The sequence below is a fragment of the Pseudomonas sp. P20 genome, assembly GCF_016463925.1.
Lineage (GTDB): Bacteria > Pseudomonadota > Gammaproteobacteria > Pseudomonadales > Pseudomonadaceae > Pseudomonas > Pseudomonas aeruginosa.
Window position 1 is genome coordinate 466,767 of record NZ_JAEMVM010000007.1, and the last position, 24,577, is coordinate 491,343.

Below are 24,577 nucleotides of genomic sequence, written 5' to 3' on the forward strand. Positions count from 1 at the left end.
TCGACCCGCCGCCGAACTGGCCTTTTGCCTGAAATGCGTGGGACGGGGAGCAACGCCGGCGTTTCGCCGGTCCTAACGGAACGGGCCGGCGTATTCGCGCTGGCGAGTCCATGGGCCAGCCTGCACACTGACGGGCTGAGCGAGGCGCGCTGCCGCGCCTGCCCGACAACCGACGCGGCGAAAAGGAGTTGTGCATGACGCGCGGCCGAAAGATCCTGACCTGGAGCCTCGCCAGCCTGGTCCTGCTGCTGGCGGCGTTGGTGGTGTTCATCGCCACCTTCGACTGGAACCTGATCAAGCCCACCCTCAACGAAAAGGTCTCGGCGGCGCTGAACCGCCCGTTCGCCATCAACGGCAACCTCGCCGTGGCCTGGCGCCGCGAGGAGGGCGAGGAAGGCTGGCGCGCCTGGATCCCCTGGCCGCGCTTCAGCGCCGAGGACATCACCCTCGGCAACCCGGAGTGGGCGGCGGGCAAGACCAAGGCGAGCGAGTTCGCCAGCCTGGAACGCATCGAATTCCGCCTCGCGCCGTTGCCGTTGCTCTGGCAGACCATCCGCATTCCACAGATCAAGCTGACCCAGCCGCGCGCCGAGCTCCTGCGCCTGGCCGACGGCCGCGCCAATTGGGATTTCGACCTGCCTGCCAGCGACAGCGACGAGCCGTCCGCCTGGCAACTGGACATCCGCGAGATCGGTTTCGACAAGGGTAGCGTCAGCCTCGACGACCAGCGTTTGAAGACCCGTCTGGAAGTGCTGGTCGACCCGCTCGGCAAGCCGGTGCCGTTCGGTCAGTTGGCCGGCAAGGCGCTGGCCACGGGCGATGCGGCGAACGCCCAGGACTATGTGTTCGGCTGGAAGGTCAAGGGCACCTACAAGGGCCAGGCTCTGGCCGGCTCGGGCAAGGTCGGCGGGATGCTGGCGTTGCAGGATGCGAGCAAGCCCTTCCCGCTACAGGCCGAGGTCAGTGCCGGCAGCACCCGTGCCGCGGTGGTCGGCACCCTGACCGACCCGCTCAACCTCGGCGCCCTCGACCTGCGCCTGAAGCTGTCCGGGACCAGCATGGCCAATCTCTATCCGCTGACCGGCATCACCCTGCCGGACACTCCGGCCTACTCCACCGACGGACACCTGCTGGCGCGGCTCAAGGAGGAGGGCGGCGCACTGTTCCGCTACGAGAACTTCAACGGCAAGGTCGGCGCCAGCGACCTGCACGGCAGCCTGACCTTCGTCGCTCGCCAGCCTAGGCCGAAGCTGTCCGGCAAGCTGACCTCCGAGCAACTGCGCTTCGCCGACCTCGGCCCGCTGATCGGCGCCGACAGCAATGCCGAAAAACAGAAGCGCGGGCAGACCAGCCGCCAGCCGGGCGACAAGGTGCTGCCGGTGGAGGAATTCCGTACCGAGCGCTGGCGCGACATGGACGCCGACGTGGAATTCACCGGCAAGCGTATCGTGCACAGCGACCAGTTGCCGATCAGCGACCTCTATACCCATCTGGTGCTCAACGACGGCCTGCTGCGCCTGGAGCCCCTGCGCTTCGGCGTGGCCGGCGGCAAGCTGGAGTCGGACATCCGCCTGGACGGCGGCAAGCAGCCGATGCAGAGCCGAGTGAAGATGAGCGCGCGGGGCTTCAAGCTGAAGCAGTTGTTCCCCGGCTTCGCGCCGATGCAGACCAGCTTCGGCGAGCTGAACGGCGACGCCAGTCTCAGCGGCAGTGGCAATTCGGTGGCGAAGATCCTCGGCGGCGCCGATGGCGAATTGAAGATGCTGATCAACGACGGCGCGATCAGCAAGGGCCTGACCGAAATCGCCGGCCTCAATGTCGGAAACTACCTGGTGACCAAGCTGTTCGGCGACGACGAGGTGAAGATCAACTGCGCGGCCGCCGACTTCGGCCTGCAGAAGGGCCTGATGACCAGCCGGCTGTTCGTCTTCGACACCGAGAACGCGCTGGTCAACGTCGACGGCACGGTGAACTTCGCCAACGAGAAGCTCGATCTCGATGTCACCCCGCACAGCAAGGGCTTGCGGATCTTCTCGCTGCGCTCGCCGCTGTACGTGCGCGGCACCTTCGCCAAGCCCGACGCCGGGGTCCATGCCGGGCCGCTGGTGGCGCGCGGCGCGGGAATGATAGCCCTCGGCGTGACGGTGGGCCCGGCGGCCAGCCTGCTGGCGCTGGTGGCGCCGAGCAAAAGCGACGACAACCAGTGCACCGCGCTGCTGCAGCGCATGCGCTTGCCAGCCAAGGTGCCGGCCGGCAAGCGCTGATTCAGTAGATGGGGATATACAGGTCGACTTGCGAGTTCGGATCCAGCGGTCCGCGGAAACGCTGGTCGTAGTATTCGAAGTCGACCCCCGCCTTGGGCTCCAGGCCGCGTTCGGCGAGCAGGTGGCTGTAGATCGCCTGGAAGCTCTCGGCGATCTGCGGCGCCGTGCCCTTGTGGGTGAACACCGCGTACTTCTGCGCCGGCACCTGGAAGCGCACCATGCCCTCCGGCACCGGCCAGCCCTCCTGCACCTCGAAGCCGGCGACGTAGTGGAATTCGCCGTTGGGCTGCTGCGCGCAGATGCCATAGGAGACCTCGGGATCGTGCTTGCCGGCGATCTCGTGCTCGCGCGGGATGAAGCGTTCCCAGAGCTGGCCGATGGTGTCGCCGGGGGCGCTGCCGAAGTATTCCATGCCCACCACGCTGAAGGCGGGACGTTCGACGATTCGTGCATGCATGTTGCGGATCCTCCAGTGGGCGAGCGTCGCCAGGGTTCGGTCGAGTTCCGCCAGCAGGCGCTGGCGGGCGCTGATCTCTTCGCGCAGGGTGTGCTGGTGTCGTTGCAGGAAATGCCGCAGGCGTTGCGGGTCGTCCAGCGCGCCATCGCGTTTCAGGCGGTCGATGGCTTCCAGCGGAACGTCCAGCCGGCGCAGCGCGAGTATGCGCGAGAGCTGCTCGATCTGTTCCGGCTGGTAGTAGCGGTAGCCGTTGTCGCTACCGGTGCGCGCGGGGACGAACAGGCCGATGGCATCGTAGTGGCGAAGCGTCTTGGTGGAGATCTCGAAGATTCGCGCCAGTTGGCCGATGGTGAGCATTTCCGGTTCCTGCTGCGGGATACCGGCAGACTACGGATTGCCCCTGGGGCAAGGTCAAGGGGTTTGTGCCGGTGCGCACTTTCTCTGAACGTCCGTCGTCGCCTCCCGGTCCCAACAGTGAACCCATCGCAAAGGGAGATATCCCCATGCCCCGTGGCGACAAGAGCAAGTACAGCGACAAGCAGCAGCGCAAGGCCGAGCACATCGAGGAGAGCTACAAGGCCAAGGGTGTGAGCGAATCGGAAGCCGAGGCGCGCGCCTGGGCGACGGTGAACAAGCAGTCCGGCGGCGGCGAGCGCAAGGGCGGTTCCGGCCGCGCCAAGAGCGAGACGGCCAAGCGCGCCGACCGCAAGGACTCGGTCCATCGCGCCGCCCAGGCCCGCTCAGGGAGACCGGCCAACCGCGGCTCGGCGAGCCGTGGCAAACGTCAAGGCAGCACCTCGGTGAGCGAGATGACCCGCGAGGAATTGATGCAGCTGGCGCGCAAGCGCGACATCCGCGGTCGTTCGACGATGCGCAAGGCCGAACTGATCGAGGCCCTGTCCCGGGCCTGAACGCAGACGCCCCGCCTCCGTAAGGAAGCGGGGCGTCGAGCCGTCAGGGGCGGGCGTCGCGCTCGTGGCGGTCCAGCTCGGAGCAGCTCAGGAAGCCCGAGCCGTCGACCTTGCCGCTGCCGTCGAAACTGACGTAGAACGGCTGCTGCTGGCCGTCCTTGTTGAGGATGTAGCTGTTGCAGCTCCCCGGTTTCATCAGGCGCTTCTGGGTGCCGGAAGGCGTGCCGCCGATGCGCAGGACTTCCTGCTGGCTCATGCCTTTCTCGACATCCTTGACCAGCGGTTCGTTGCGGAAGGTGATGTAGTTGACCGGGTTCTGCACCTTGGTCGACGCGCAGCCGGCCAGGGTTGCCATCACGAACAGTGCCGCCAGTGACTGCTTGTACATGCTGTGACTCCTTGTGGTTGAGCGGTGCTTGCCAACATTGGAACGCAGGCCCTCGCGCAGAGTTCGCCCGGAATCGCGGCGGATTGCCTCAGACCTTCTCCAGGGCCCGGTGCGGCAAGGGGGGCAGCTGGATATCGATGGCGTCGCCGGGGCGAACCTCGCCGTCTTCCAGGACGATCGCCATCACCCCGGCCTTGCGAATCAGGTTGCCCTGTTCGTCGCGGCCGAGCACGGCGGCGGTCAGTCCGGGCTGGTAGTTGTCCAGCTGCGAGCAGGGATTGCGCAGGCCGGTCAGCTCGACCAGGGCGCTTTCCCCCAGGCGCAGGCGGGTGCCGGTGGGCAGGCCGAGCAGGTCGACGCCACGGGTGGTGATGTTCTCGCCCATGGTCCCCGGGCCGATGGCGAAGCCGCTGGCGCGTAGCTCGTCGTGCAGTTCCTCGTGGATCAGGTGGACCTGGCGCAGGTTCGGCTGGGTCGGGTCCTGCCGCACCCGCGAGCGGTGCTTCACGGTGACGCCGTGGTGGGCGTCGCCCTCGACGCCGAGGCCTTTCAGGAGGCGGATGGCGGGACGCACCTGCTTGCTGAACGCGTGGGTGGCGCAGAGGCTCACCGCGATGACCTGTTGCATGGAACTCCTCCTCGTGCGAGGCGTCAGTCTAGCCGCGAAACATGACGCTTGTCGCAAGCGCACAGGACGCGTTCCCAGCCCCTGCAAAGCCCGCCGCAGTCGCTAGACTTCAGCGCACCTGCATGCGAACGTGCAGCCCTTCAAGGAGAGTTCGATGAATATCCTGCGTATCCCGATGTTCGTATTGGCCATGGCCGTCTCGGCTCATGGTTTCGCTGCCACCGCGCAGCAGGAGAAGATGACCGCCTGCAACGCCGAGGCCACCACCAAGGCGCTCAAGGGCGACGAACGCAAGGCGTTCATGAGCGGCTGCCTGAAGGCCGGCGCGCCTGCCGGCGGCAAGGCCACCGCCCAGCAGGAGAAGATGAAGAGCTGCAACGCCGACGCCAGTGCCAAGTCGCTCAAGGGCGACGAACGCAAGGCGTTCATGAGCAGTTGCCTGAAGGCCGGCGGCAGCGCCAAGGCGGCGACCCAGCAGGAGAAGATGAAGACCTGCAACGCCGACGCCAGCGCCAAGGCGCTCAAGGGCGACGAACGCAAGGCGTTCATGAGCACCTGCCTGAAGAAGTGAGTCCCGCCCTAGTCGGGCTCGGTGTGGCGGCGGATAGCGCCTGTGGCGTTATCCGCCCTGCGGACGGGTGTGGCGTGGTCTTGGCGTAGGGCGAATAACCGCTCGCGGTTATCCGCCATGGCGGGCCCGGTGTGACCTTATCCCCCTATAGGGCAGGGGCGCGGCCAGGGCGGCTCAGCCGTAGCGCTTCTTCGCCTCGATGGCCAGGCCGCTGCCGATGCTGCCGAACAGGTTGCCCTCGACATGACGGGCGTTGGGCAGCATCGCCGAGACGCTCCGGCGCAGCGCCGGAATGCCGCTCGAACCGCCGGTGAAGAACACCGTGTCGACCCGGTCCGGGTCGACCCCGGCCGAGGCCAGCAGTTGCGCGACGCTGTTGCGCACGCGCTCCAGCAGTCCGTCGACGGCGTTCTCGAACAGCCCACGGGTCAGCTCCACGCCGAGCCCGGCCTCGATGCGCTCCAGCGAGAGGTGCAGGCGCTCGGTTTCGGTCAGGCGGATCTTGCTGTCTTCCACCTGCATCGCCAGCCAGTGCCCGGCGCGTTCCTCGATGAGCCTGAAGAGGCGGTCGATGCCGGTGCTGTCGACGATGTCGTAGCGCATGTTCTTCAGCGCCAATTGCGACTTCTGCGCGTACACCGCGTTGATGGTGTGCCAGGTGGCCAGGTTCAGGTGGTAGCTGGTGGGCATGAAGGCGTCGCTCTTCATCCGGCTGCCGTAGCCGAACAGCGGCATCACGCCTTCCAGGCTGAGCTGCTTGTCGAAGTCGGTACCGCCGATGTGCACGCCGCCGGTGGCCAGGATGTCGTCCTGGCGCTCGGCCAGGTTGCGCCGCTCCGGCGCCAGGCGCACCAGGGAGAAGTCCGAGGTGCCGCCGCCGATGTCGACGATCAGGACCAGTTCCTCGCGCTGGATGCAGCGCTCGTAGTCGAAGGCCGCGGCGATCGGTTCGTACTGGAAGGAAACCTCCTTGAAGCCGAGCTTGTTGGCCACCTGCACCAGGGTGTCCTGGGCCTCGCGGTCGGCCTCCGGGTCGTCGTCGACGAAGAACACCGGGCGACCCAGCACCACCGCGTCGAAGGCTTGCCCGGCGGCGGCCTCGCCGCGCGCCTTGAGCTGGCCGATGAACAGGCCGAGCAGGTCCTTGAACGGCAGGGCGCTGCCGAGCACGGTGGTCTCGCTCTTCAGCAGCTTGGAGCCCAGCAGGCTCTTCAGCGAGCGCATCAGCCGGCCCTCGTAGCCCTCCAGGTACTCGCCGAGCGCCTGGCGGCCGTAGACCGGGCGGCGCTCCTCGACGTTGAAGAACACCACCGAGGGCAGGGTGATCTTGCCGTCCTCCAGCTCGATCAGCGGTTCGACCTCCGGCCGCCACCAGCCGACGGTGGAGTTGGAGGTGCCAAAATCGATGCCCAGGGCGCGGGCGGCGGTGCTCGGGTTCATGGCGCGAAACGGTCCGGGAAAAAAACGGCCGCGCAGTGTATGCGAGAGCGTCGTAGATTTCACCGCCGGCGATCGGCAGGAAGCGTCCTGGGACGTCCGTGCGGGCCGCCCCGACCTTTGTATACGGATTTGCCAAGGGGCCTGCGCATGGTGCTATGTTGGCGCTGCTTTCCCACTCCGTCTTGCCGTGTTGTCCTGGATTTCGCCATGCATAGAGCCTCACACCATGAGTTGCGTGCGATGTTTCGCGCGCTGTTGGACTCCTCCCGTTGCTACCACACCGCTTCCGTGTTCGATCCCATGTCGGCGCGTATCGCCGCCGACCTCGGCTTCGAGTGCGGCATCCTCGGCGGTTCGGTGGCTTCCCTGCAGGTCCTGGCGGCGCCGGACTTCGCCCTGATCACCCTCAGCGAATTCGTCGAGCAGGCCGCCCGCATCGGCCGGGTGGCGCGCCTGCCGGTGATCGCCGACGCCGACCACGGCTACGGCAACGCGCTGAACGTGATGCGTACGGTGGTCGAACTGGAGCGCGCCGGAATCGCCGCGCTGACCATCGAGGACACCCTGCTGCCGGCGCAGTTCGGGCGCAAGTCCACCGACCTGATCTGCGTCGAGGAAGGCGTCGGCAAGATCCGCGCGGCCCTGGAGGCGAGGGTCGACCCGGCGTTGACCATCATTGCCCGGACCAACGCCGAACTGATCGACGTCGATGCGGTGATCCAGCGCACCCTGGCCTACCAGGAAGCCGGCGCCGATGGTATCTGCCTGGTCGGCGTGCGCGACTTCGCCCACCTCGAGGCGATCGCCGAGCACCTGCACATCCCGCTGATGCTGGTCACCTACGGTAATCCGCAACTGCGCGACGACGCCCGCCTGGCGCGGCTCGGCGTGCGTGTCGTGGTCAACGGCCACGCCGCCTATTTCGCCGCGATCAAGGCGACCTACGACTGCCTGCGCGAGGAGCGCGGTGCGGTGGCCTCGGACCTGACCGCCTCGGAGCTGTCGAAGAAGTACACCTTCCCCGAGGAATACCAGGCCTGGGCCCGCGACTACATGGAAGTCAAAGAGTAGGCGACCTCAGGCCAGGCCCATGTTGCGCTGCCGCGCCTGCAGGTCGGCGGCGCCCGCCAATGCGCAGAAGGTCGCAGGGCGACAGTCTGGTTCAGGATCGCCCGGAGCGCTCGCGTCGCTTGCGTTCGCGGTAGGCGGCCTGGTTGGCCAGGCGCCGCTGCGCCGAACCGGGGCGGTTGGCCGACTGGGCGCGGTACAGGCGCTGGGCGTAGACCAGTTCCATGTAGCGTTGCATCGCCCGGCTGTTGAACAGCAGCCAGGCACAGGCGCCGCCGCCGAGGGCCACCAGGCCCGACGTCTCGCCGCTGGCCAGGCGCAGCAGGAGCCCGGTGGCGACCAGCAGCAGGCTGGCGTCGCGGGCCAGGCGCGGGCCGAGGCTGGCGCCACGGGAGAGCAGGGCGATCAGCCACAGCCAGGCCGCCAGCAGCGGCAGGGCGGAGAGCCAGCCCAGCGGCCGCAAAGGAGCCTCCGGCAATGCCAGGCGCAGCGCGGCAAGACCCAGCGGCGCGGCACCGAGCAGCAGCGCCAGGCTGCCGAGCAGCGGTGCGTAGAGACCGGGATGACGGCGCGGATACAGGCCGTGCAGTTGCCGGACGCTATAGCGGTCCTCCGGCGCCGGCAGGGCGAACGGATCGCCGGCGAGCGCGGCGTCGAGCTGGCGGCCCTGGTCGATCAGGTGGGCGAGGCGGCGGAACGGTCCCATCATGCGGTGTACCTCCAGGCTTGGCTGGCGATTGTGCCACGCCAGGCCGATGGTCGCGCCGCCCTTGCAAAGCCGCGGGCGAACGCCCATATCTGGAGGTTCCAGGGTTTCAGCCAGAGGAGTCAGTCATGGCCAGCGGGTGGGCGAACGACGGTGCGGTGCAGGAACAGATCGACAGCACGATCGAGGATGCCATCGCTCGTGCGCGCAGCCAGTTGCCTCGTGGCGAGAGCCTGACCCATTGCGAAGAGTGCGACGCGACTATCCCCGAGGCGCGGCGCCGAGCGATTCCCGGCGTGCGCCTGTGCGTCAACTGCCAGGCCGAGCACGACAGGGAACAGGCGAAGTTCAGCGGCTACAACCGCCGCGGCAGCAAGGACAGCCAGTTGCGCTGAAGGCCTGCCTCAGTTTTCCCGATAGCGTTCCTTCACCCATTGCTCCACCGGCGACAGGGTGCGCATTCCCACGCCCAGCGGATCGTCCATGTCATGCTGGCTGGAGGCGGTCCAGCGCGGGTCGATGAAGGACCAGGCCAGGCCCGCCGGGCCCTGGTCGCGGTAGGTGCCGAAAACGTCGTTGAGGCCCAGCGGCTCCGCGTTGCGCAGCCATTGCCCGTTGAAGCTGTCGCCGTTGATGGTGCGGTCCGAGATCCAGCGACCGTCGTCGTAATGGAAAGCCATCACTCGCCAGCGATGCTCGCACCAGTGGCAGGCGTCGTCGTCGACGTAGAAGGCTTCGACGAAGATTTTCTTCCCGCCGATGTCGAGGAAGGTCGAGTAATCGTCGGTATGGCGCGGGGCCAGGGTCAGTCGGCTGCCGTCGCCGAGGTCGATGAAGCGATCGGGGGCGTAGGGCGAGCGCGGCGAAAGGCTCATCAGGACCCTGGCGTAGTCGTCCCGCTGCGGCGGGTCGGCGACCAGTGCCTGGCGCTCCGCGGCGGTCAGCGCGAAGCGCTCGCTGCCTCGGCCGACCACGTCTTCCAGCTGACGCTGGTCGCGTGGCAGGGTGCCGTCGAGGCCGGCGTACAGGTTGACCGCCTGGATGAACCGGGCGACGTCGATGTCGAGCATTTCCGGATAGCCGGAATGGGCGGTCAGCGCGCCGTCCTTCAGGTCGTAGATCACCGACCAGCGCGTCCCTCCCGAACCGCCGGCGTAGGACAGGTAGCCCAGGCGCAGTTCGTCGCGGCCGTCGCCGTCGTAGTCGGCGACTTCCAGTTGGCTGAGGCTGAACAGCTGGGGGAAGGCATAATCGGTTTCGAACTGCTCGCGCGGTTTCCGCTTCGCGTCCGGATCGAAGGGGACCAACTGGATCTTCCGGTATTCCCGGAGGCTCAGCTCGACCATGTTCTTCTGGATATCCAGGAACGGGGAGAGGTTGAGCAGCGAGGAGAGGAGGCCGGGTTCGGCGATGTAGAACACCTTCACCAGCGGCAGGTTGGTCCGTCCCTGGTTCCGCTCCAGGCGCTCGATGACCTGGTCGTCCATGGCGAAGGCCTTGCCGACGAAGCGCCGATTGCCGTAGGCGACCAGGAATTTCTCGCCGAAGCCGAGCAGGTCGGCGCCCTTGATTTCCACCTCGTAGTCCGCCGGAAAGCGCGCGAGGATGGCTTGGCGCAGCATCACGTCCTTCTTGCTGATGGGAATCTCGCCGTACTGGTAGAGCTGGTAGGTCCAGTAGAGGAAGTAGCTCACCACGACGATGGCCGTCGCCTGGAAGGCCTTGGCCAGATACGGGGTGGAAGCGTTGCGGGACGATTGGCGGGAGGACATGGACGGACTGCCGGCGGCTGCGGAGAGGCACCATTGTCGCCGCTAGCGCCGACAAGCCAAGCTGTCCGAACGGAGCGGTCGACGTCCCGGCGTGGCGCCGGGACCCGTCGCGTGGGAATCAGAACAGGAAATAGCGCTGCGCCATCGGCAGCACGTCCGCCGGTTCGCACCAGAGCAACTGGCCGTCGGCGCGTACCTGGTAGTTCTGTGCGTCGACCTCGATGGTCGGCAGGTAGCCGTTGTGGATCAGGTCGGTCTTCTGCACACCGCGACAGCCGCTGACCACGCCGATGGCCTTGCGCAGGCCGAGCTGCTGCGGTACGCCGGCGGCGAAGGCGGCCTGGCTGACGAAGGTCAGGCTGGTCGCGTGACGGCTGCCGGCGTAGCTGGCGAACATCGGTCGGTAGTGCACCGGCTGCGGCGTGGGGATCGAGCCGTTGATGTCGCCCATCAGGCTGGCGGCGATGGCCCCGCCCTTGAGGATCAGGCTCGGCTTGACGCCGAAGAAGGCCGGGCGCCAGAGCACCAGGTCGGCCCACTTGCCGGCTTCGACGGAGCCCACTTCATGGCTGATGCCGTGGGTGATCGCCGGGTTGATGGTGTACTTGGCGATGTAGCGCCTGGCGCGGAAGTTGTCGTTGCGCGCACCGTCGCCGTCGAGGCGGCCGCGCTGGCGCTTCATCTTGTCGGCGGTCTGCCAGGTGCGCGTGATCACTTCGCCGACCCGGCCCATGGCCTGGCTGTCGGAGCTGATCATGCTGAACGCGCCGAGGTCGTGGAGGATGTCCTCGGCGGCGATGGTCTCGCGGCGGATGCGCGACTCGGCGAAGGCCACGTCCTCGGCGATGGCCGGGTCGAGGTGGTGGCAGACCATCAGCATGTCCAGGTGCTCGTCGATGGTATTGCGGGTGAACGGCCGTGTCGGGTTGGTCGAGCTGGGCAGCACGTTGGCGAAGCCGCAGGCCTTGATGATGTCCGGTGCGTGGCCGCCGCCGGCGCCCTCGGTGTGGTAGGTGTGGATGGTGCGGCCCTTGAAGGCGCCGAGGGTGGTCTCGACGAAGCCGGATTCGTTGAGGGTGTCGGTGTGGATCGCCACCTGGATGTCGTGGCGCTCGGCCACCTCCAGGCAGTTGTCGATCGCCGCCGGGGTGCTGCCCCAGTCCTCGTGCAGCTTCAGGCCGATGGCGCCGGCGAGTACCTGCTCCTCCAGCGGCAGCGGCAGGCTGGCGTTGCCCTTGCCGGTGAAGCCGATGTTCATCGGGAAGGCGTCGGCGGCCTGGAGCATCCGCGCCATGTGCCAGGGACCGGAGGTGCAGGTGGTGGCGTTGGTCCCGGCGGCGGGGCCGGTGCCGCCGCCGATCATGGTGGTGACCCCGCTCATCAGCGCCTCTTCGATCTGCTGCGGGCAGATGAAGTGGATGTGCGTGTCGATGCCGCCGGCGGTGAGGATCATGCCCTCGCCGGCGATCACCTCGGTGCCGGCGCCGATGGCGATGTTCACCCCGGGCTGGATGTCCGGGTTGCCGGCCTTGCCGATGGCCTGGATGCGCCCGTCCTTGAGACCGACGTCGGCCTTGACCACGCCCCAGTGGTCGAGGATCAGCGCATTGGTGATCACCGTGTCGACCACCTGCGCCGCGCCCAGCTGGCTCTGGCCCATGCCGTCGCGGATGACCTTGCCGCCGCCGAACTTCACTTCCTCGCCATAGACGGTGAAGTCCCGTTCCACCTCGATCCACAGGTCGGTGTCGGCCAGGCGCACGCGGTCGCCGACGGTGGGGCCGAACATGTCGGCGTAGGCTTGTCTGCTGATTTTCATCGAACGCTCCTTTGGCGATCGTCGGTGTTCGCTGTCTTTGGTCGAACCTGGCCAGTGGGGCCCTAGAGGTCCCCCATCACCCGCCCGGCAAAGCCGTATACCCGCCGTCCGCCGCCGATTTCCACCAGCTCCACCTCGCGGCTCTGCCCCGGTTCGAAGCGCACCGCGGTGCCGGCGGCGATGTTCAGGCGCATGCCACGGGTGGCCGGACGGTCGAAGGCGAGGGCGTCGTTGACCTCGAAGAAGTGGTAGTGCGAGCCGACCTGGATCGGCCGGTCGCCGGTGTTCGCCACGCTCAGGGCGAGGGTGCGGCGGCCGGCGTTGAGTTCGATATCGCCGGGCTGGATGTCGTATTCACCGGGGATCATGGGGGCTCCTTGGGGCTCAGGGCGCGCTGCGCGTCGGGTCGAGGTTCAGTTGCATGAAGGTCAGGTCGAGCCAGCGGCCGAACTTCTGGCCCACCTGCGGCATCTGCCCGCTGATCTCGAAGCCGAGGCGCCGGTGCAGGCCGATCGAGGCGGCATTGCCGCTTTCGATGGCGGCCACCATGACGTGCAGGCCCTGGGCCCGCGCACGTTCGATCAGCGCCTGCAGCAGTTGCACGCCGAGGCCTTTGCCGCGCTGGTCGTCGCGCACGTAGACGGAGTGCTCGACGGTGCCGCGGAAGCCCTCGAAGGGTCGCCAGTCGCCGTAGGAGGCGTAGCCGAGCACTTCGCCGGCGGCGTCGCTCGCCACCAGGATCGGGTAGCCCTGGCGGGCGCGGGTGTCGAACCAGGCCTGGCGGTTGGCCAGGTCCACCGGGGTTTCGTTCCAGATCGCCGTGGTATTGCCCACGGCGTCGTTGTAGATGGCGAGGATGCCGGGCAGGTCGGCGACGCCGGCGTCGCGGATCGAAGCGCTCATGGCCGGCCTCAGGCGATGGGCTGGTGGACGGTCACCAGCTTGGTGCCGTCGGGGAAGGTGGCCTCCACCTGGATGTCCGGGATCATCTCCGGCACGCCCTCCATCACCTGCTCGCGGTTCAGCAGGGTGGTGCCGTAGTGCATCAGCTCGGCGACGCTGCGGCCGTCGCGCGCGCCCTCCAGCAGGGCGGCGGAGATCAGCGCCACCGCCTCCGGGTAGTTCAGCTTGAGACCGCGTGCCAGCCGGCGCTCGGCGAGCAGGCCGGCGGTGAAGATCAGCAGCTTGTCTTTCTCGCGGGGGGACAAGTCCATCTCAGGTACTCCAGATGCGTGGGGGAACGGCCTCGCGGCCGAGCAGCGCCGGCCGCAGCAGGCGCCAGAGTTCGATCAGCCAGGCTCGCGCGTGCAGCGCCTCGTCGGCCAGGCAGCGCGCCACCAGCAGGCCGCCGGGCAACTGGCTGAGGTTGCCGCGGCCGGCGCAGGGGAGCGCGCGGCAGCGTTGCAGCAGGTCGGTGTCGATCTCGCCGCTGGCGACCAGGGTCGCCAGCACCGGATGCCCGGCGAGGCCGATCGGCGAGTCGAGCAGGCGGTCGCCGCCGTCGATGCGCTGGCGCTCGTGCCAGAGCAGGCGGTCGTCGCGACGGATGTCCAGGGCCGCGACGAAGTGGCCGCTGGCGAAGCGCTCGCCGCTGGCCGGGCGGCCGAGCGCGACCATGTCCCAGTAGAACAGGCGGGCGTCGCCGCGCAGCTGGATACGGGTTTCCAGTTCGGCCTGGGCGCCGGCGAAGACGATGCTTTCCTGCGGCAGCCATTCCAGGGTGGCGCCGGGCTCCAGGTGGATCTCCAGGGTCTGCCGCGACGGGCAGGCGGCGCGGTACCACTTGGCTGCGCCGGGGCTGGTGAGCTGGGCCCAGGCGCGTTCGCCGAGGCGCACGTCGAAGGCCAGGCTGTCGCCGCCGGCGATGCCGCCGGGCGGATGCACGAGGATGTGCTGGCAGACTTCCGGGCCTTCGGCGTAGAGGTGCTTCTGCACCCGCAGCGGTCCGGAGTGGCGCCGCGTCACCGGGCGGGTGGCGTCGCCGGCGCGGGCGTAGGCCAGCTCCAGTTGGGCGTGCCAGGCGGGGTGGAAGCTCAGGTCGGGGAGGGCGGCGGTCATCGGTCGGGTCAGGCCAGGGCCTTGCGCATGAACACGCGGCGGAATCCCTCTTCCTGGCGGCGTTCGTATTCGAGGTAGCCGACCCTGGCGTAGAGCGCGATGTTTTCCGTCATCCGCTCATTGGTGTAGAGGTACAGCGAGCGGTAGCCGAGGCTCGTTGCGTCGCGCTCGGCACGCTCCAGCAGTTGTCGGCCGATGCCCTGGCCCTTGCATTCGGGAAGCACGGCGAGGTTGTCGACGAGGAAGCCGTCGGCGGTTTCCCGGGTCACCAGCAGGCCGACCGGCTGGCCGTCGTGCTCGGCGATGAGGACCCGGTCGCTGGCGATCACCTCGTGGTAGTCCTGGGTCATCGGCCAGGGCTTGCGGCCGATCACCGCGATCCACGGGGCATAGGCGGCGGCGACGCAGAGCGCGGCGAAGCCCGCGTCGGCCTGGACGGCCGGGCGCAGAGTGACGGTCATTTCGACCTCCTGCGGAAAGACGAGGGCATAGAGATTGCCAGCGCAGGCCCCGGTTGCGCCAGCGGCAGTGTGTCCCAGTCCGTTCAAATCGCCACCAGTCCGCGCACGCCCTCGCTCTCCATGTCGCGGCCGCGGCCCTGCTGGACGATCTCGCCGCGCGCCATCACCAGGTATTGGTCGGCCAGTTCGGCGGCGAAGTCGTAGAACTGCTCGACCAGCAGGATCGCCATGTCGCCGCGCGCCGCCAGGCTGCGGACGACCGTGCCGATCTCCTTGATCACCGAAGGCTGGATGCCTTCCGTGGGTTCGTCGAGGATCAGCAGTCGCGGCTGGCTGGCCAGGGCGCGGCCGATCGCCAGTTGCTGCTGCTGGCCGCCGGAGAGGTCGCCGCCGCGGCGCTGTTTCATTTCGTGCAGGACCGGGAACAGCTCGTAGATGAAGTCCGGCACCGCCCGGGCGTCCCTGGCGCTGAAACGGGACAGTCCCATCAGCAGGTTCTCTTCCACCGTCAGCCGGGGGAAGATTTCCCGTCCCTGCGGCACGTAGGCGATCCCGGCGCGGACCCGCTGGTGCGGCCTGAGTCCGGTGAGCGAACGGCCTTCCCAGGCGACCTGGCCCTCGCGGGCCGGGACCAGGCCCATCAGGCAGCGCAGCAGGGTGGTCTTGCCCACCCCGTTGCGACCGAGCAGGCAGGTCACCTCGCCCACCTTCGCCTCGAAGCTCAGGCCACGGAGGATATGGCTACCGCCGTAGTACTGGTGGAGCTTGTCGACTTGCAGCATGGTTCTCTTCCATTTGTCCCGTGATGGTTCTTCACTGCGATTCCCAACCTGGCTCGGCGGATAACCGCGAGCGGTCATTCGCCCTGCGCGACGGGCGCCACTTGGCAGGCGCTACCCGCCGAGCGGATGGCTGGCGTCAGCGACCGAGGTAGACCTCGATCACCTGTTCGTCGGCCTGTACCTCCGCCAGCGAGCCTTCGGCCAGCACGTGGCCCTGGTGCAGCACGGTGACATGGTCGGCGATGCTGCCGACGAAACCCATGTCGTGCTCCACCACCATCAGCGAGTGCTTGCGCGCCAGGGACTTGAACAGCTCGGCGGTGAATTCGGTCTCGGCATCGGTCATGCCCGCCACCGGCTCGTCGAGCAGCAGCAACTGCGGTTCCTGCACCAGCAGCATGCCGATCTCGAGGAACTGCTTCTGGCCGTGGGACAGCAAACCCGCCGGACGCTGCCGCGACTCCAGCAGGCGGATGGTGGCGAGCACCTCCTCGATGCGTTCCCTCTGCGTGCCGTCGAGCCGCGCGCGCAGGCTGGCCCACACCGACTTGTCGGCCCTCTGCGCCAGTTCGAGGTTCTCGAACACGCTCAGGGCCTCGAACACCGTGGGCTTCTGGAACTTGCGGCCGATCCCGGCCTGGGCGATCTGCACCTCGCTCATGCGGGTCAGGTCGAGGGTGTCGCCGAAATACGCGGTACCGCTCTGCGGGCGGGTCTTGCCGGTGATCACGTCCATCAGGGTGGTCTTGCCGGCGCCGTTGGGGCCGATGATGCAGCGCAATTCGCCGACGCCGATGTACAGGGTCAGGTCGCGCAGGGCCTTGAAGCCGTCGAAGCTGACGTTGATGTCTTCCAGGCTGAGGATGGTGCCGTGGCGCGCGTCCAGCCGGCCGCTGGTGGCGGCGCCCAGGCCGATGGCGTCGCGGCCGCTGCCGGCGGTATCGAGGCCGGGGTGGAAGGCCGGTTCGAGCATCAGGTGCGGGGTGGTCCTCATTGCTCCTTCTCCTTGCGCAGCAGGCCGAGCAGGCCGCGCGGCAGGTACAGGGTGACGACGATGAACAGCGCGCCGAGGAAGAACAGCCAGTATTCCGGGAAGGCCACGGTGAACCAGCTCTTCGCGCCGTTCACCACGCCGGCGCCGAGCAGCGGGCCGAGCAGGGTGCCGCGTCCGCCGAGGGCGACCCAGACGGCGGCCTCGATGGAGTTGGTCGGCGACATCTCGCTGGGGTTGATGATCCCCACCTGCGGCACGAACAGCGCGCCGGCGAGGCCGCAGAGCACCGCGCTCAGGGTCCAGACGAAGAGTTTGTAGCCGCGCGGGTCGTAGCCGCAGAACATCAGGCGGTTCTCGGCGTCGCGCAGCGCGGTGAGGACCCGGCCGAACTTGCTTCGCGCCAGGCGCCAGCCGAGCAGCAGGCTGGCCGCGAGCAGCGCGACGGTGGCGAGGAACAGGGCGGCGCGGGTGCCCGGCGCGGTGATCGGGAAGCCGAGGATGCTGCGGAAGTCGGTGAAGCCGTTGTTGCCGCCGAAACCGGTCTCGTTGCGGAAGAACAGCAGCATGCCGGCGAAGGTCAGGGCCTGGGTCATGATCGAGAAGTACACGCCGCGGATCCGCGAGCGGAAGGCGAAGTAGCCGAAGGCGAAGGCCAGCGCGCCGGGCAGCACCACCACCAGGCACAGCGCCCAGAGGAAGTGCTGGGTGCCGGCCCAGTACCAGGGCAGTTCGTTCCAGGAAAGGAAGGTCATGAACGCCGGCAGGCTGTCGCCGGAGGCCTGGCGCATCAGGTACATGCCCATGGCGTAGCCGCCGAGGGCGAAGAACAGCCCGTGGCCGAGGGACAGCAGGCCGGCGTAGCCCCAGACCAGGTCGAGGGCGAGGGCGACGATGGCGTAGCAGAGGATCTTGCCGGTCAGGGTCAGGCTGTAGGCCGAGAGGTGCAGCGCGCTGTCCGCCGGCAGCAGGTGCAGCAGCGGCATGACCAGCAGCGTGGCGAAGGCTGCGCCGAGCGCGATAGCGGTGACGCGGCCGCCGGCCCGGCGGGCGAGGGTGACGGTGAGTGGCTGGTTCAATCGATGACCCTCCCTTTCAGGGCGAACAGTCCCTGCGGGCGTTTCTGGATGAACAGGACGATCAGCGCGAGGATCAGGATCTTGCCCAGCACCGCGCCGATCTGCGGTTCGAGGATCTTGTTCGCCACGCCGAGGCCGAAGGCGGCGAGGACGCTGCCGGCGAGCTGGCCGACGCCGCCGAGCACCACCACCAGGAAGGAGTCGATGATGTAGCCCTGGCCGAGGTCCGGGCCGACGTTGCCGACCTGCGACAGGGCTACCCCGCCGAGCCCGGCGATGCCCGAGCCGAGACCGAAGGCGAGCATGTCCACGCGCCCTGTGGGCACCCCGCAGCAGGCCGCCATGTTGCGGTTCTGGGTCACCGCGCGGACGTTCAGGCCGAGCCGCGTGCGGTTCAGCAGCAGCCAGGTGAGGAGCAGCACGAACAGGGCGAAGCCGATGATGACGATGCGGTTCCACGGCAGCACCAGGTTCGGCAGCACCTGGATGCCGCCGGACAGCCAGGCCGGGTTGGCTACCTCGACGTTCTGCGCGCCGAACAGCATCCGCACCAGTTGGATCAGCACCAGGCTGATGCCCCAGGTGGCGAGCAGGGTTTCCAGCGGCCGGCCGTAGAGATGGCGGATCACCGTGCGCTCCAGGGCCATGCCGATGGCGGCGCTGACGCAGAACGCCACCGGTAGCGCCAGCAACGGGTAGAGCGCCAGCCATTCCGGCGCCAGGCGCTGGAACAGCAGTTGCACCACGTAGGTGGAGTAGGCGCCGAGCATGAGCATTTCGCCGTGGGCCATGTTGATCACCCCGAGCAGGCCGTAGGTGATCGCCAGGCCGAGCGCCGCGAGCAGCAGGATCGAGCCCAGCGACAGGCCACTGAAGGCCTGGCCGAGCAGGTCGCCGACCAGCAGCCGGCGCTTGACCTGGGCCAGGCTGGTGGCGGCGGCGATGCGCACGCCTTCCTCCGGTTCCACCGCCGGGTCGAGCAGGTTCTCCAGGCGGGTTCGCGCCAGCGGATCGCCGGACTCGCCGAGCAGGCGCACGGCGGAAAGGCGTAGCGCCGGGTCGGGATCGCCGAGTTGCAGGTTGGCCAGGGCCAGGCCGAGGGCTTCCTTCACGCCAGCGTCGCTCTCGATCCGCAGGCGCGCTTCGAGCAGCGGCCGTTGCGCGGCCTTGGCGGTTTTCTGCAACTGCTGCGCGGCGGCCTGCCGCAGCGGCACTTCGTTGGCCACCAACTGGTGGCTGGCCAGGGCGGTGTTGAGCAGGCCGCGCAGGCGATTGTTCAGGCGCAGCGGCTTCGGCTCGCCGTCCGGCAGGGCGTCGCCTTCGGCGGCCTGGAAACGCTGGTCGGCGCCGAGGATGAATGGCTGCTGGCGGCTGTCCAGCGCAATGCGGTTGTGGCGCAGCGCTTCGAGAAAGGCCAGGCGATCGGCGTCGGGCGTCGCCGCCCAGTGTTCGAGCAGGTGGGCGCGACCGCCGTTGTCGGCAGCGGCGAAGTCCTGCGCCGGTCCGGCGTAGGCCGTCACCGCGAGAAGGGCGGCCAGGACCAGGACACAGGCATGGAGCGGGCGGGTGAGGAGGGCAAGGGGCATGCTGGGGTTCCTGGGCGACGTGCGGTATGGCCGGTCCCCCGCCCTCTCCCTGAAGGACGAGGGGGCCGTTAGGCGCGCGACCGGGGCGTTCCCGTTCCGTTCAGGGGAACGCCTGGTCAGGGGGGCAGGGTTCTTCACGGCAGAACTCAGTTGCTCTTCAGCGCATGCTCCGGCTTCTTCTCGTTGCCCGGGATGAACGGGCTCCAGGGTTGCGCGCGAAGCGGCTCGGGGGTCTTCCAGACCACTTCGAACTGGCCGTCGTCCTGGATCTCGCCGATCATCACCGGCTTGTGCAGGTGGTGGTTGCTCTTGTCCATGACCAGCGTGTAGCCGGATGGCGCCTTGAAGCTTTGCCCGGCCATCGCCTCGCGAACCTTGTCGACCTCGGTGCTGCCGGCCTTTTCCACGGCCTGCGCCCACATGTGGATGCCGACGTAGGTGGCTTCCATGGGGTCGTTGGTCACCGCGGTGCCGTAGTTCGGCAGGTTCTTTGCCTTGGCGTAGGCTTTCCAGTCGGCGACGAACTTCTCGTTGACCGGATTGCTCACCGACTCGAAGTAGTTCCATGCCGCGAGGTTGCCGACCAGCGGCTTGGTGTCGATGCCGCGCAGTTCTTCCTCGCCTACGGAGAAGGCCACCACCGGCACCTCGGTGGCTTCCAGGCCCTGGTTGGCCAGTTCCTTGTAGAAGGGCACGTTGGAGTCGCCATTGACGGTGGAGACCACCGCGGTCTTGCCGCCTGCGGCGAACTTCTTGATGTCGGCGACGATGGTCTGGTAGTCGCTGTGGCCGAACGGCGTGTAGACCTCCTGGATGTCCTTGTCGTCCACGCCCTTGCTGTGCAGGAAGGCGCGCAGGATCTTGTTGGTGGTGCGCGGGTAGACATAGTCGGTGCCGAGCAGGAAGAAGCGCCTGGCGCCGCCGCCGTCCTCGCTCATCAGGTACTCCACCGCCGGGATCGCCTGCTGGTTCGGCGCCGCGCCGGTATAGAAGACGTTCGGCGAGAGTTCCTCGCCCTCGTACTGGACCGGGTAGAACAGCAATCCGTTGAGTTCCTCGAACACCGGCAACACCGATTTGCGCGACACCGAGGTCCAGCAACCGAAGACCACCGCGACCTTGTCCTGGGTCAGCAACTGGCGGGCCTTTTCCGCGAACAGCGGCCAGTTCGACGCGGGATCGACCACCACCGCCTCCAGCTTCCTGCCGTTGACCCCGCCCTTGGCGTTAATCTCGTCGATGGTCATCAGGGCCATGTCCTTCAGCGAGGTCTCGGAGATCGCCATGGTCCCGGACAGCGAGTGGAGGATGCCGACCTTGATGGTTTCGGCGGCCTGGATGGACCAGGACAGGCCCATGGAAGCGATGGACGCGGACAGCGTGAAGGCCTTGAGCAGACTGCGACGTTTCATTGGTGTTGTTCTCCATTCACCAGCGGTCGGGGCGGCAGTTTTCAGGAGGCGTCGTGCTTGTCGTCGGGCATCCGTCCGGTGGACGGCGGGGTGCGCACTGCGGCCTGGATCTCTTCGTCGAGGCTCCAGAGCAAAGGCTGTGCCTCTTCTTGGCGCTGGCCGGTATCGGTCGGCGAAAAGGCGCCGCGAGTCGCCGGGGAAGCATGCCGAGCAGGTCTGGCTATGCCGGGGAAGGCTGCGTTTTCAACGGGTTTTCGCCGGATATCGACGGAGAAGGCGCCGTGGGCTCCGGAAGGGGAGGCGTCGCGCTGACCTCCCTCCTTGCCGCCGGCGGCGCGTCCATGGGTACGCCGTCGCTCCGTCCTGGCACCACCGCGGTGCGTCAGGGCGCGGCATCCAGGGCGTCCGCCTCAGGCTGGTGCGCTCAGCCTGGGAACAGCGAACCCTTCAGGCCGGTGACGATGATCTGCGCCGCCAGTGCGCAGACGAACAGGCCCATCAGGCGACTGACGATCTGTAGCCCCTGGTCGCCAAGCAGGCGTTCGATGCGGTCGGAAAGATAGAGCGTGGTGCCGAGGGTCAGGCAGGCGAGGAAGATCGCCACCAGGGAGATCAGCTTGGCCTCCCAGCCCTGGCCGACGCCCATCACCAGCAGCGCGCCGATGGTGCCGGGGCCGACGGTGAGAGGAATGGTCAGCGGGACGATGGTCACGTCCTGCTGCACGTTGTCGCTCTGCACCGCCGCGCGGCCCTGGGCCATGCCCAGCGCGGAGATGAACAGCACGCTGCCGGCGCCGATGCGGAAGGCGTCGGCGGTGATACCGAAGAGGATGAAGATGTAGCGGCCGAACAGGTACAGCGCGACGCTGGCGATCAGCGCCGCCAGGGCCACCCGCCAGGCCATGCGCTTGCGGTCGCGCGGGCCGAAGCCGCGGCTGAGGCTGATGAAGCAGGACAGCACGAAGAAGGGGCTATAGAGCACCAGCATCTTCAGGTAGACGCTGAACAGCAAATGCATGGAGGCGCTTCCGGTCCGGGTGTGGGCATGAGCATAGCGTGCGACGGGCCGGTGCGATGTCCGGCGGGTTGGCAATATGCCGGTTCGCGTGGCATGTGACAACGAGGCCGGATGTCGGCGGATAACGCCGTTGGCGTCATGCGCCCTACGGGAGCCGGGACCACCGGGGCGTAGGGCGAATAGCCGCTTGCGGTTATCCGCCGTGGCGGAGGCCGGGTGCAGCCCCGGAGCACGTCGCTGCCCTCAGGAGGGCAGGGCGTCGCCCTGGCGGCGGCGATCGCGTTCGCCGACCCAGTAGGCGATCAGCTCACGCAATTGCGACAGCTCCACCGGCTTGGCCATGTGCCCGTCCATGCCGACCAGCCGCGCGCGTTCCTTGTGTTCGCTGAGGATGTGCGCGGTGAGCGCCACCACCGGGGTATGCGGGCGCTGTTCGTGGGCTTCCCAGGCGCGGAGCTGCTCGGTGGCGGAGAAGCCGTCCAGAACCGGCATCTCGCAGTCCATCAGCACCAGGTCGTACTGGGTCGCCTTCATCGCGCTGAGCGCCTCCTGGCCGTTGCTGGCGGTGTCCGGCTGGAGGTTGAGCTTGTTCAACATGCCGCGGATGACCTTGGTGGAGATGCTGTTGTCCTCGGCGACGAGGATCCGGAAATCGCTCGGCAGGCTCGGCGCCTGCGCTTCCTTGGCCGGTTGCAGGTAGTTGGTGACGCCGCTGACGCCGCGCTGGGCGAGTTCGTCGGCGAGGGTCGCCTTCAGCGTGTAGCCGGCCACCGGCTTGGCCAGGATGCGCTTGATCCCGGCGTTGCGGGCGATGATCTTGCTCGGCGCGTTGCTGATCCCGGTGAGCATGATCAGCAGGATGTCGTGGTTGAGGTTGGGGTCTTCCTTGATCTTCGCCGCCAGTTGCATGCCGGTCATGCCGGGCATGTCCTGGTCGAGCAGGACCACGTCGAAGTACTCGCGCAGGTGCGCCTTGGTGCGCAACTGGGCCAGCGCCTCCTTGCCGGACGACACCGCGCTGACGTTCAGGCCCCAGCCGCTGCACTGCTGCACCAGCACCTTGCGGCAGGTTTCGTTGTCGTCCACCACCAGCAGCCGGGCGCCCTGCAGCGGGCCGTCGAGGTCGGCGGTGGGGTTCTCCAGCTGCTGCGGGTCGAGCGGCAGGGTCAGCGACAGGGTGGTGCCCTGGCTGCTGCCGGACTGGATGCCGAACTCCCCGCCCATCAGCCGCACCAGTTGGCGGGCGATGATCAGGCCGAGGTGGCTGCCGAGCTTGCTGGCGGAAAGGAAGTCGCCGCTGTGCAGCTCGGCGGTGAGCAGCGCCTCGCGCTCCTTGGCGTCGAACGGGTGGCCGCTGTCCTGCACGGCGATGCGCAGGCGTGGCGTCTCGCCCTGGTCGTCGAGGGCCACCACCAGCAGGATCTCGCCTTCCTCGGTCTGCTTGAACGCGTTGTCCAGCAGGCTCAGGACCACCTGGCGCAGGCGCGTCGGATCGCCGCCGATGACCCGCGGCACCTGCGGCTGGGTGAAGCTGATCAGCTCGATGCGCTGCTGCTCGGCCTTGACCCGGAAGATATCCAGGCAGTCCTCGATCAACGCGTTGAGGTCGAACTGCACTTCGTCCAGCTCGATCTGCCCGGACTCCAGCTTGGAGATGTCGAGTATCTCGTTGATCAGCGTGAGCAGCTCGTTGCCGGCGCTGTGGATGGTCTGCACGTAGTCGCGCTGCTTCGCCGACAACGGGGTGCCGAGGAGCAGTTCGGTCATGCCCAGCACGCCGTTCATGGGCGTGCGGATCTCGTGGCTGATCTTGGCCAGGAACTCGGCCTTGGTCTGCAATTCCGCGGTGTGCGCCGCCTCGCTGGTGCGCTGTTGCAGGTTGAGCTGCTGGATCAGCCGCTGGCGTTCGGTGAGCGAGACGCTCAGGACCAGCCCGGCGAGGGTGGCGAAGCTGAACACGCCGAGCACCAGCCAGCCCGGATCGAGTTGCTTGGTGCCGAACAGTACCGGCAGGAACACCATGAAGCCGGCGTTGAACACGATCATCCCGGCAACGATCAGGCGCGCCGGCTGGTAGCCGCGATACCAGTGCCAGGCCGCGATCAGCGGGACGCTGAGCGAACTGAGGATCACCAGCAGGTAGATCAGCCAGCTGAACCAGAGTTGCTGGGTGAAGGCGATGATCGCGCCGACCGCCAGGATCAACAGCGCCTCGCCTTGCAGGAGGCGGTTCAGGCGGCTTTCCGCAGTGCCGCGGAAGAAGCTGCAGGCGAACCACAGCAGGCTCACCGCGGCGCCGAGGGCGCCGAGGTCGGCGGTCAGCGACTGGTTGAACTTGAGTCCCGGCAGCCAGAACGCCACCAGCCCCAGGTTCGCCGCGGCGCAGACCGCCAGCGCCGCGTGCACCGCCGCCAGCCACAGGCTGCTGGCGCTGCGCGAGTAGGCGAAGCGGATCAGGTTGTACATCAGCAGCAGGAGCATGCCGCCGAGCAGCATGCCGAAGGCGTAGGCGGGCTTCTCCAGGCCGACCAGGCCGGCTTCGTCGATCTGGTCGAACCAGGCCATCAGCGGATGGTTGGAGGTCATCCGCACGTACAGGGTCATCGGCTTGCCGTCGACCGGCAGCGAGAACAGGTAGGAGCGCGAGGGCAGCGGGCGCTCCTGGAACGGTCGCGACTCGCCGGTGTGCTGGTCCCGCACCAGTTGGCCGTCCTGCACCAGGTAGTAGTCCAGGTACTGCACCCGCGGGGCGAAGATCCACAGCCAGCTCGGCACCTTCTGCGCGGGAAGCTGGACCTGCAGCCAGACCGCCTGGGGGCTAGCGGGGAAGATGAAGGAGCGCTTGGCCAGCGGGCGGAACTGCTCCTTGCGCTGGAGGACGTCGGCGATCCGCAGTTGCGCGCTCTCGTCGCGCAGCAGGCGCCAGTTCTGGTTGACGCTGGGGGTGGTGGCGGTGGTTTGCAGGGGAACGCTGGAAACGCCGGCGTCGTCCGCGACCGCCGGCGACATCGGACCGAGCAGAAGCAGCAGGAAGCTGACGAGTAGTCCTATGGCGATCCGAAGCCGTACCACGGCGAAGTCCCTTCGAAGGTGAATGGCCGGATTATAGCCAAGTGGCCGTGGCAACGGCATAGGCCGCGGAAGCGCCGTGCGGCGCCCGCGGCTT

Annotated in this window: 24 protein-coding genes; 5 read left to right on the forward strand and 19 right to left on the reverse strand. The window is 67.8% G+C overall.

Going from position 1 to position 24,577, the window contains the following annotated elements; all coding sequences use genetic code 11:
• Positions 1–194: 194 nt before the first annotated feature.
• Positions 195–2,264 carry an AsmA family protein gene (locus JHD77_RS09525; RefSeq protein WP_012614601.1) on the forward strand — a complete coding sequence of 690 codons (2,070 nt, stop codon included), beginning with the start codon at positions 195–197 and terminating at the stop codon, positions 2,262–2,264.
• A 1-nt stretch (position 2,265) separates the two neighbouring features.
• On the opposite strand, the gene brlR is transcribed toward JHD77_RS09525, so the two are convergent.
• Positions 2,266–3,078: a c-di-GMP-binding multidrug transporter transcriptional regulator BrlR gene (gene brlR / locus JHD77_RS09530; protein WP_003095496.1), complete on the reverse strand. Its 813-nt coding sequence runs from the start codon at positions 3,076–3,078 to the stop codon at positions 2,266–2,268.
• A 146-nt stretch (positions 3,079–3,224) separates the two neighbouring features.
• On the opposite strand from brlR, the gene JHD77_RS09535 reads away from it, so the two are divergent.
• On the forward strand, positions 3,225–3,632 hold the full coding sequence (locus JHD77_RS09535) for a Rho termination factor N-terminal domain-containing protein (protein ID WP_023110456.1): 408 nt from the start codon (positions 3,225–3,227) through the stop codon (positions 3,630–3,632).
• A 43-nt stretch (positions 3,633–3,675) separates the two neighbouring features.
• Here the strand turns inward: JHD77_RS09535 and osmE are convergent, their stop codons facing one another.
• Both osmE and JHD77_RS09545 read right to left on the reverse strand, forming a co-directional pair.
• Complete coding sequence (osmE, locus tag JHD77_RS09540) at positions 3,676–4,020, reverse strand: osmotically-inducible lipoprotein OsmE (protein ID WP_003095488.1); 345 nt, start codon at positions 4,018–4,020, stop codon at positions 3,676–3,678.
• Between the two features lie 88 nt (positions 4,021–4,108).
• Positions 4,109–4,648 carry an MOSC domain-containing protein gene (locus JHD77_RS09545; RefSeq protein ID WP_003095483.1) on the reverse strand — a complete coding sequence of 180 codons (540 nt, stop codon included), beginning with the start codon at positions 4,646–4,648 and terminating at the stop codon, positions 4,109–4,111.
• 154 nt (positions 4,649–4,802) lie between these two features.
• On the opposite strand from JHD77_RS09545, the gene JHD77_RS09550 reads away from it, so the two are divergent.
• Positions 4,803–5,219, forward strand: coding sequence for a PsiF family protein (locus JHD77_RS09550; protein ID WP_003099505.1), 417 nt, complete (start codon positions 4,803–4,805; stop codon positions 5,217–5,219).
• Between the two features lie 174 nt (positions 5,220–5,393).
• Here the strand turns inward: JHD77_RS09550 and JHD77_RS09555 are convergent, their stop codons facing one another.
• Positions 5,394–6,659, reverse strand: a complete 1,266-nt coding sequence (locus tag JHD77_RS09555; protein WP_003099398.1) for an Hsp70 family protein — start codon at positions 6,657–6,659, stop codon at positions 5,394–5,396.
• Between the two features lie 207 nt (positions 6,660–6,866).
• Here JHD77_RS09555 and JHD77_RS09560 point away from each other — a divergent pair, with 207 nt between their 5' ends.
• Complete coding sequence (locus JHD77_RS09560; RefSeq protein ID WP_019681409.1) at positions 6,867–7,730, forward strand: isocitrate lyase/PEP mutase family protein; 864 nt, start codon at positions 6,867–6,869, stop codon at positions 7,728–7,730.
• Between the two features lie 91 nt (positions 7,731–7,821).
• On the opposite strand, the gene JHD77_RS09565 is transcribed toward JHD77_RS09560, so the two are convergent.
• Positions 7,822–8,436: a hypothetical protein gene (locus JHD77_RS09565; RefSeq protein ID WP_003121124.1), complete on the reverse strand. Its 615-nt coding sequence runs from the start codon at positions 8,434–8,436 to the stop codon at positions 7,822–7,824.
• 125 nt (positions 8,437–8,561) lie between these two features.
• On the opposite strand from JHD77_RS09565, the gene JHD77_RS09570 reads away from it, so the two are divergent.
• The gene (locus tag JHD77_RS09570; RefSeq protein WP_003099395.1) at positions 8,562–8,828 is read left to right on the forward strand and encodes a DksA/TraR family C4-type zinc finger protein; all 267 of its coding nucleotides are present in this window, start codon (positions 8,562–8,564) and stop codon (positions 8,826–8,828) included.
• 9 nt (positions 8,829–8,837) lie between these two features.
• Here JHD77_RS09570 and JHD77_RS09575 read toward each other — a convergent pair whose 3' ends face one another.
• The 14 genes from JHD77_RS09575 to retS form a co-directional block, all read right to left on the reverse strand.
• Positions 8,838–10,205 carry a hypothetical protein gene (locus JHD77_RS09575; RefSeq protein ID WP_003099394.1) on the reverse strand — a complete coding sequence of 456 codons (1,368 nt, stop codon included), beginning with the start codon at positions 10,203–10,205 and terminating at the stop codon, positions 8,838–8,840.
• A 118-nt stretch (positions 10,206–10,323) separates the two neighbouring features.
• Positions 10,324–12,024 carry an urease subunit alpha gene (ureC, locus tag JHD77_RS09580; protein WP_003099392.1) on the reverse strand — a complete coding sequence of 567 codons (1,701 nt, stop codon included), beginning with the start codon at positions 12,022–12,024 and terminating at the stop codon, positions 10,324–10,326.
• A 62-nt stretch (positions 12,025–12,086) separates the two neighbouring features.
• A complete protein-coding gene (locus JHD77_RS09585) occupies positions 12,087–12,392 on the reverse strand; it encodes an urease subunit beta (RefSeq protein ID WP_003095450.1) in 306 nt (101 codons plus the stop codon).
• 16 nt (positions 12,393–12,408) lie between these two features.
• Entirely contained in the window at positions 12,409–12,927 is a 519-nt protein-coding gene (locus JHD77_RS09590; protein WP_003099390.1) for an L-methionine sulfoximine N-acetyltransferase, read from the reverse strand.
• An 8-nt stretch (positions 12,928–12,935) separates the two neighbouring features.
• Entirely contained in the window at positions 12,936–13,238 is a 303-nt protein-coding gene (locus JHD77_RS09595; RefSeq protein WP_003099389.1) for an urease subunit gamma, read from the reverse strand.
• A gap of 1 nt (position 13,239) precedes the next feature.
• Positions 13,240–14,082: an urease accessory protein UreD gene (locus JHD77_RS09600; protein WP_003123539.1), complete on the reverse strand. Its 843-nt coding sequence runs from the start codon at positions 14,080–14,082 to the stop codon at positions 13,240–13,242.
• Between the two features lie 8 nt (positions 14,083–14,090).
• Positions 14,091–14,543, reverse strand: a complete 453-nt coding sequence (locus JHD77_RS09605; RefSeq protein WP_003095437.1) for a GNAT family N-acetyltransferase — start codon at positions 14,541–14,543, stop codon at positions 14,091–14,093.
• Between the two features lie 83 nt (positions 14,544–14,626).
• The gene (gene urtE / locus JHD77_RS09610) at positions 14,627–15,325 is read right to left on the reverse strand and encodes an urea ABC transporter ATP-binding subunit UrtE (RefSeq protein ID WP_031690020.1); all 699 of its coding nucleotides are present in this window, start codon (positions 15,323–15,325) and stop codon (positions 14,627–14,629) included.
• A 136-nt stretch (positions 15,326–15,461) separates the two neighbouring features.
• Entirely contained in the window at positions 15,462–16,319 is an 858-nt protein-coding gene (urtD, locus tag JHD77_RS09615) for an urea ABC transporter ATP-binding protein UrtD (protein ID WP_003105136.1), read from the reverse strand.
• Positions 16,316–17,395 carry an urea ABC transporter permease subunit UrtC gene (gene urtC / locus JHD77_RS09620; RefSeq protein WP_191519351.1) on the reverse strand — a complete coding sequence of 360 codons (1,080 nt, stop codon included), beginning with the start codon at positions 17,393–17,395 and terminating at the stop codon, positions 16,316–16,318. Before urtC ends, urtD begins: the two co-directional genes overlap by 4 nt.
• The gene (urtB, locus tag JHD77_RS09625) at positions 17,392–18,981 is read right to left on the reverse strand and encodes an urea ABC transporter permease subunit UrtB (RefSeq protein WP_003105141.1); all 1,590 of its coding nucleotides are present in this window, start codon (positions 18,979–18,981) and stop codon (positions 17,392–17,394) included. The genes urtC and urtB overlap by 4 nt, the downstream gene beginning before the upstream one ends.
• A gap of 146 nt (positions 18,982–19,127) precedes the next feature.
• Complete coding sequence (gene urtA / locus JHD77_RS09630; RefSeq protein ID WP_003105144.1) at positions 19,128–20,393, reverse strand: urea ABC transporter substrate-binding protein; 1,266 nt, start codon at positions 20,391–20,393, stop codon at positions 19,128–19,130.
• Between the two features lie 424 nt (positions 20,394–20,817).
• Complete coding sequence (locus tag JHD77_RS09635; protein ID WP_003095417.1) at positions 20,818–21,411, reverse strand: MarC family protein; 594 nt, start codon at positions 21,409–21,411, stop codon at positions 20,818–20,820.
• A 243-nt stretch (positions 21,412–21,654) separates the two neighbouring features.
• On the reverse strand, positions 21,655–24,483 hold the full coding sequence (gene retS, locus JHD77_RS09640; RefSeq protein WP_003095412.1) for a hybrid sensor histidine kinase/response regulator RetS: 2,829 nt from the start codon (positions 24,481–24,483) through the stop codon (positions 21,655–21,657).
• Positions 24,484–24,577: the final 94 nt, after the last annotated feature.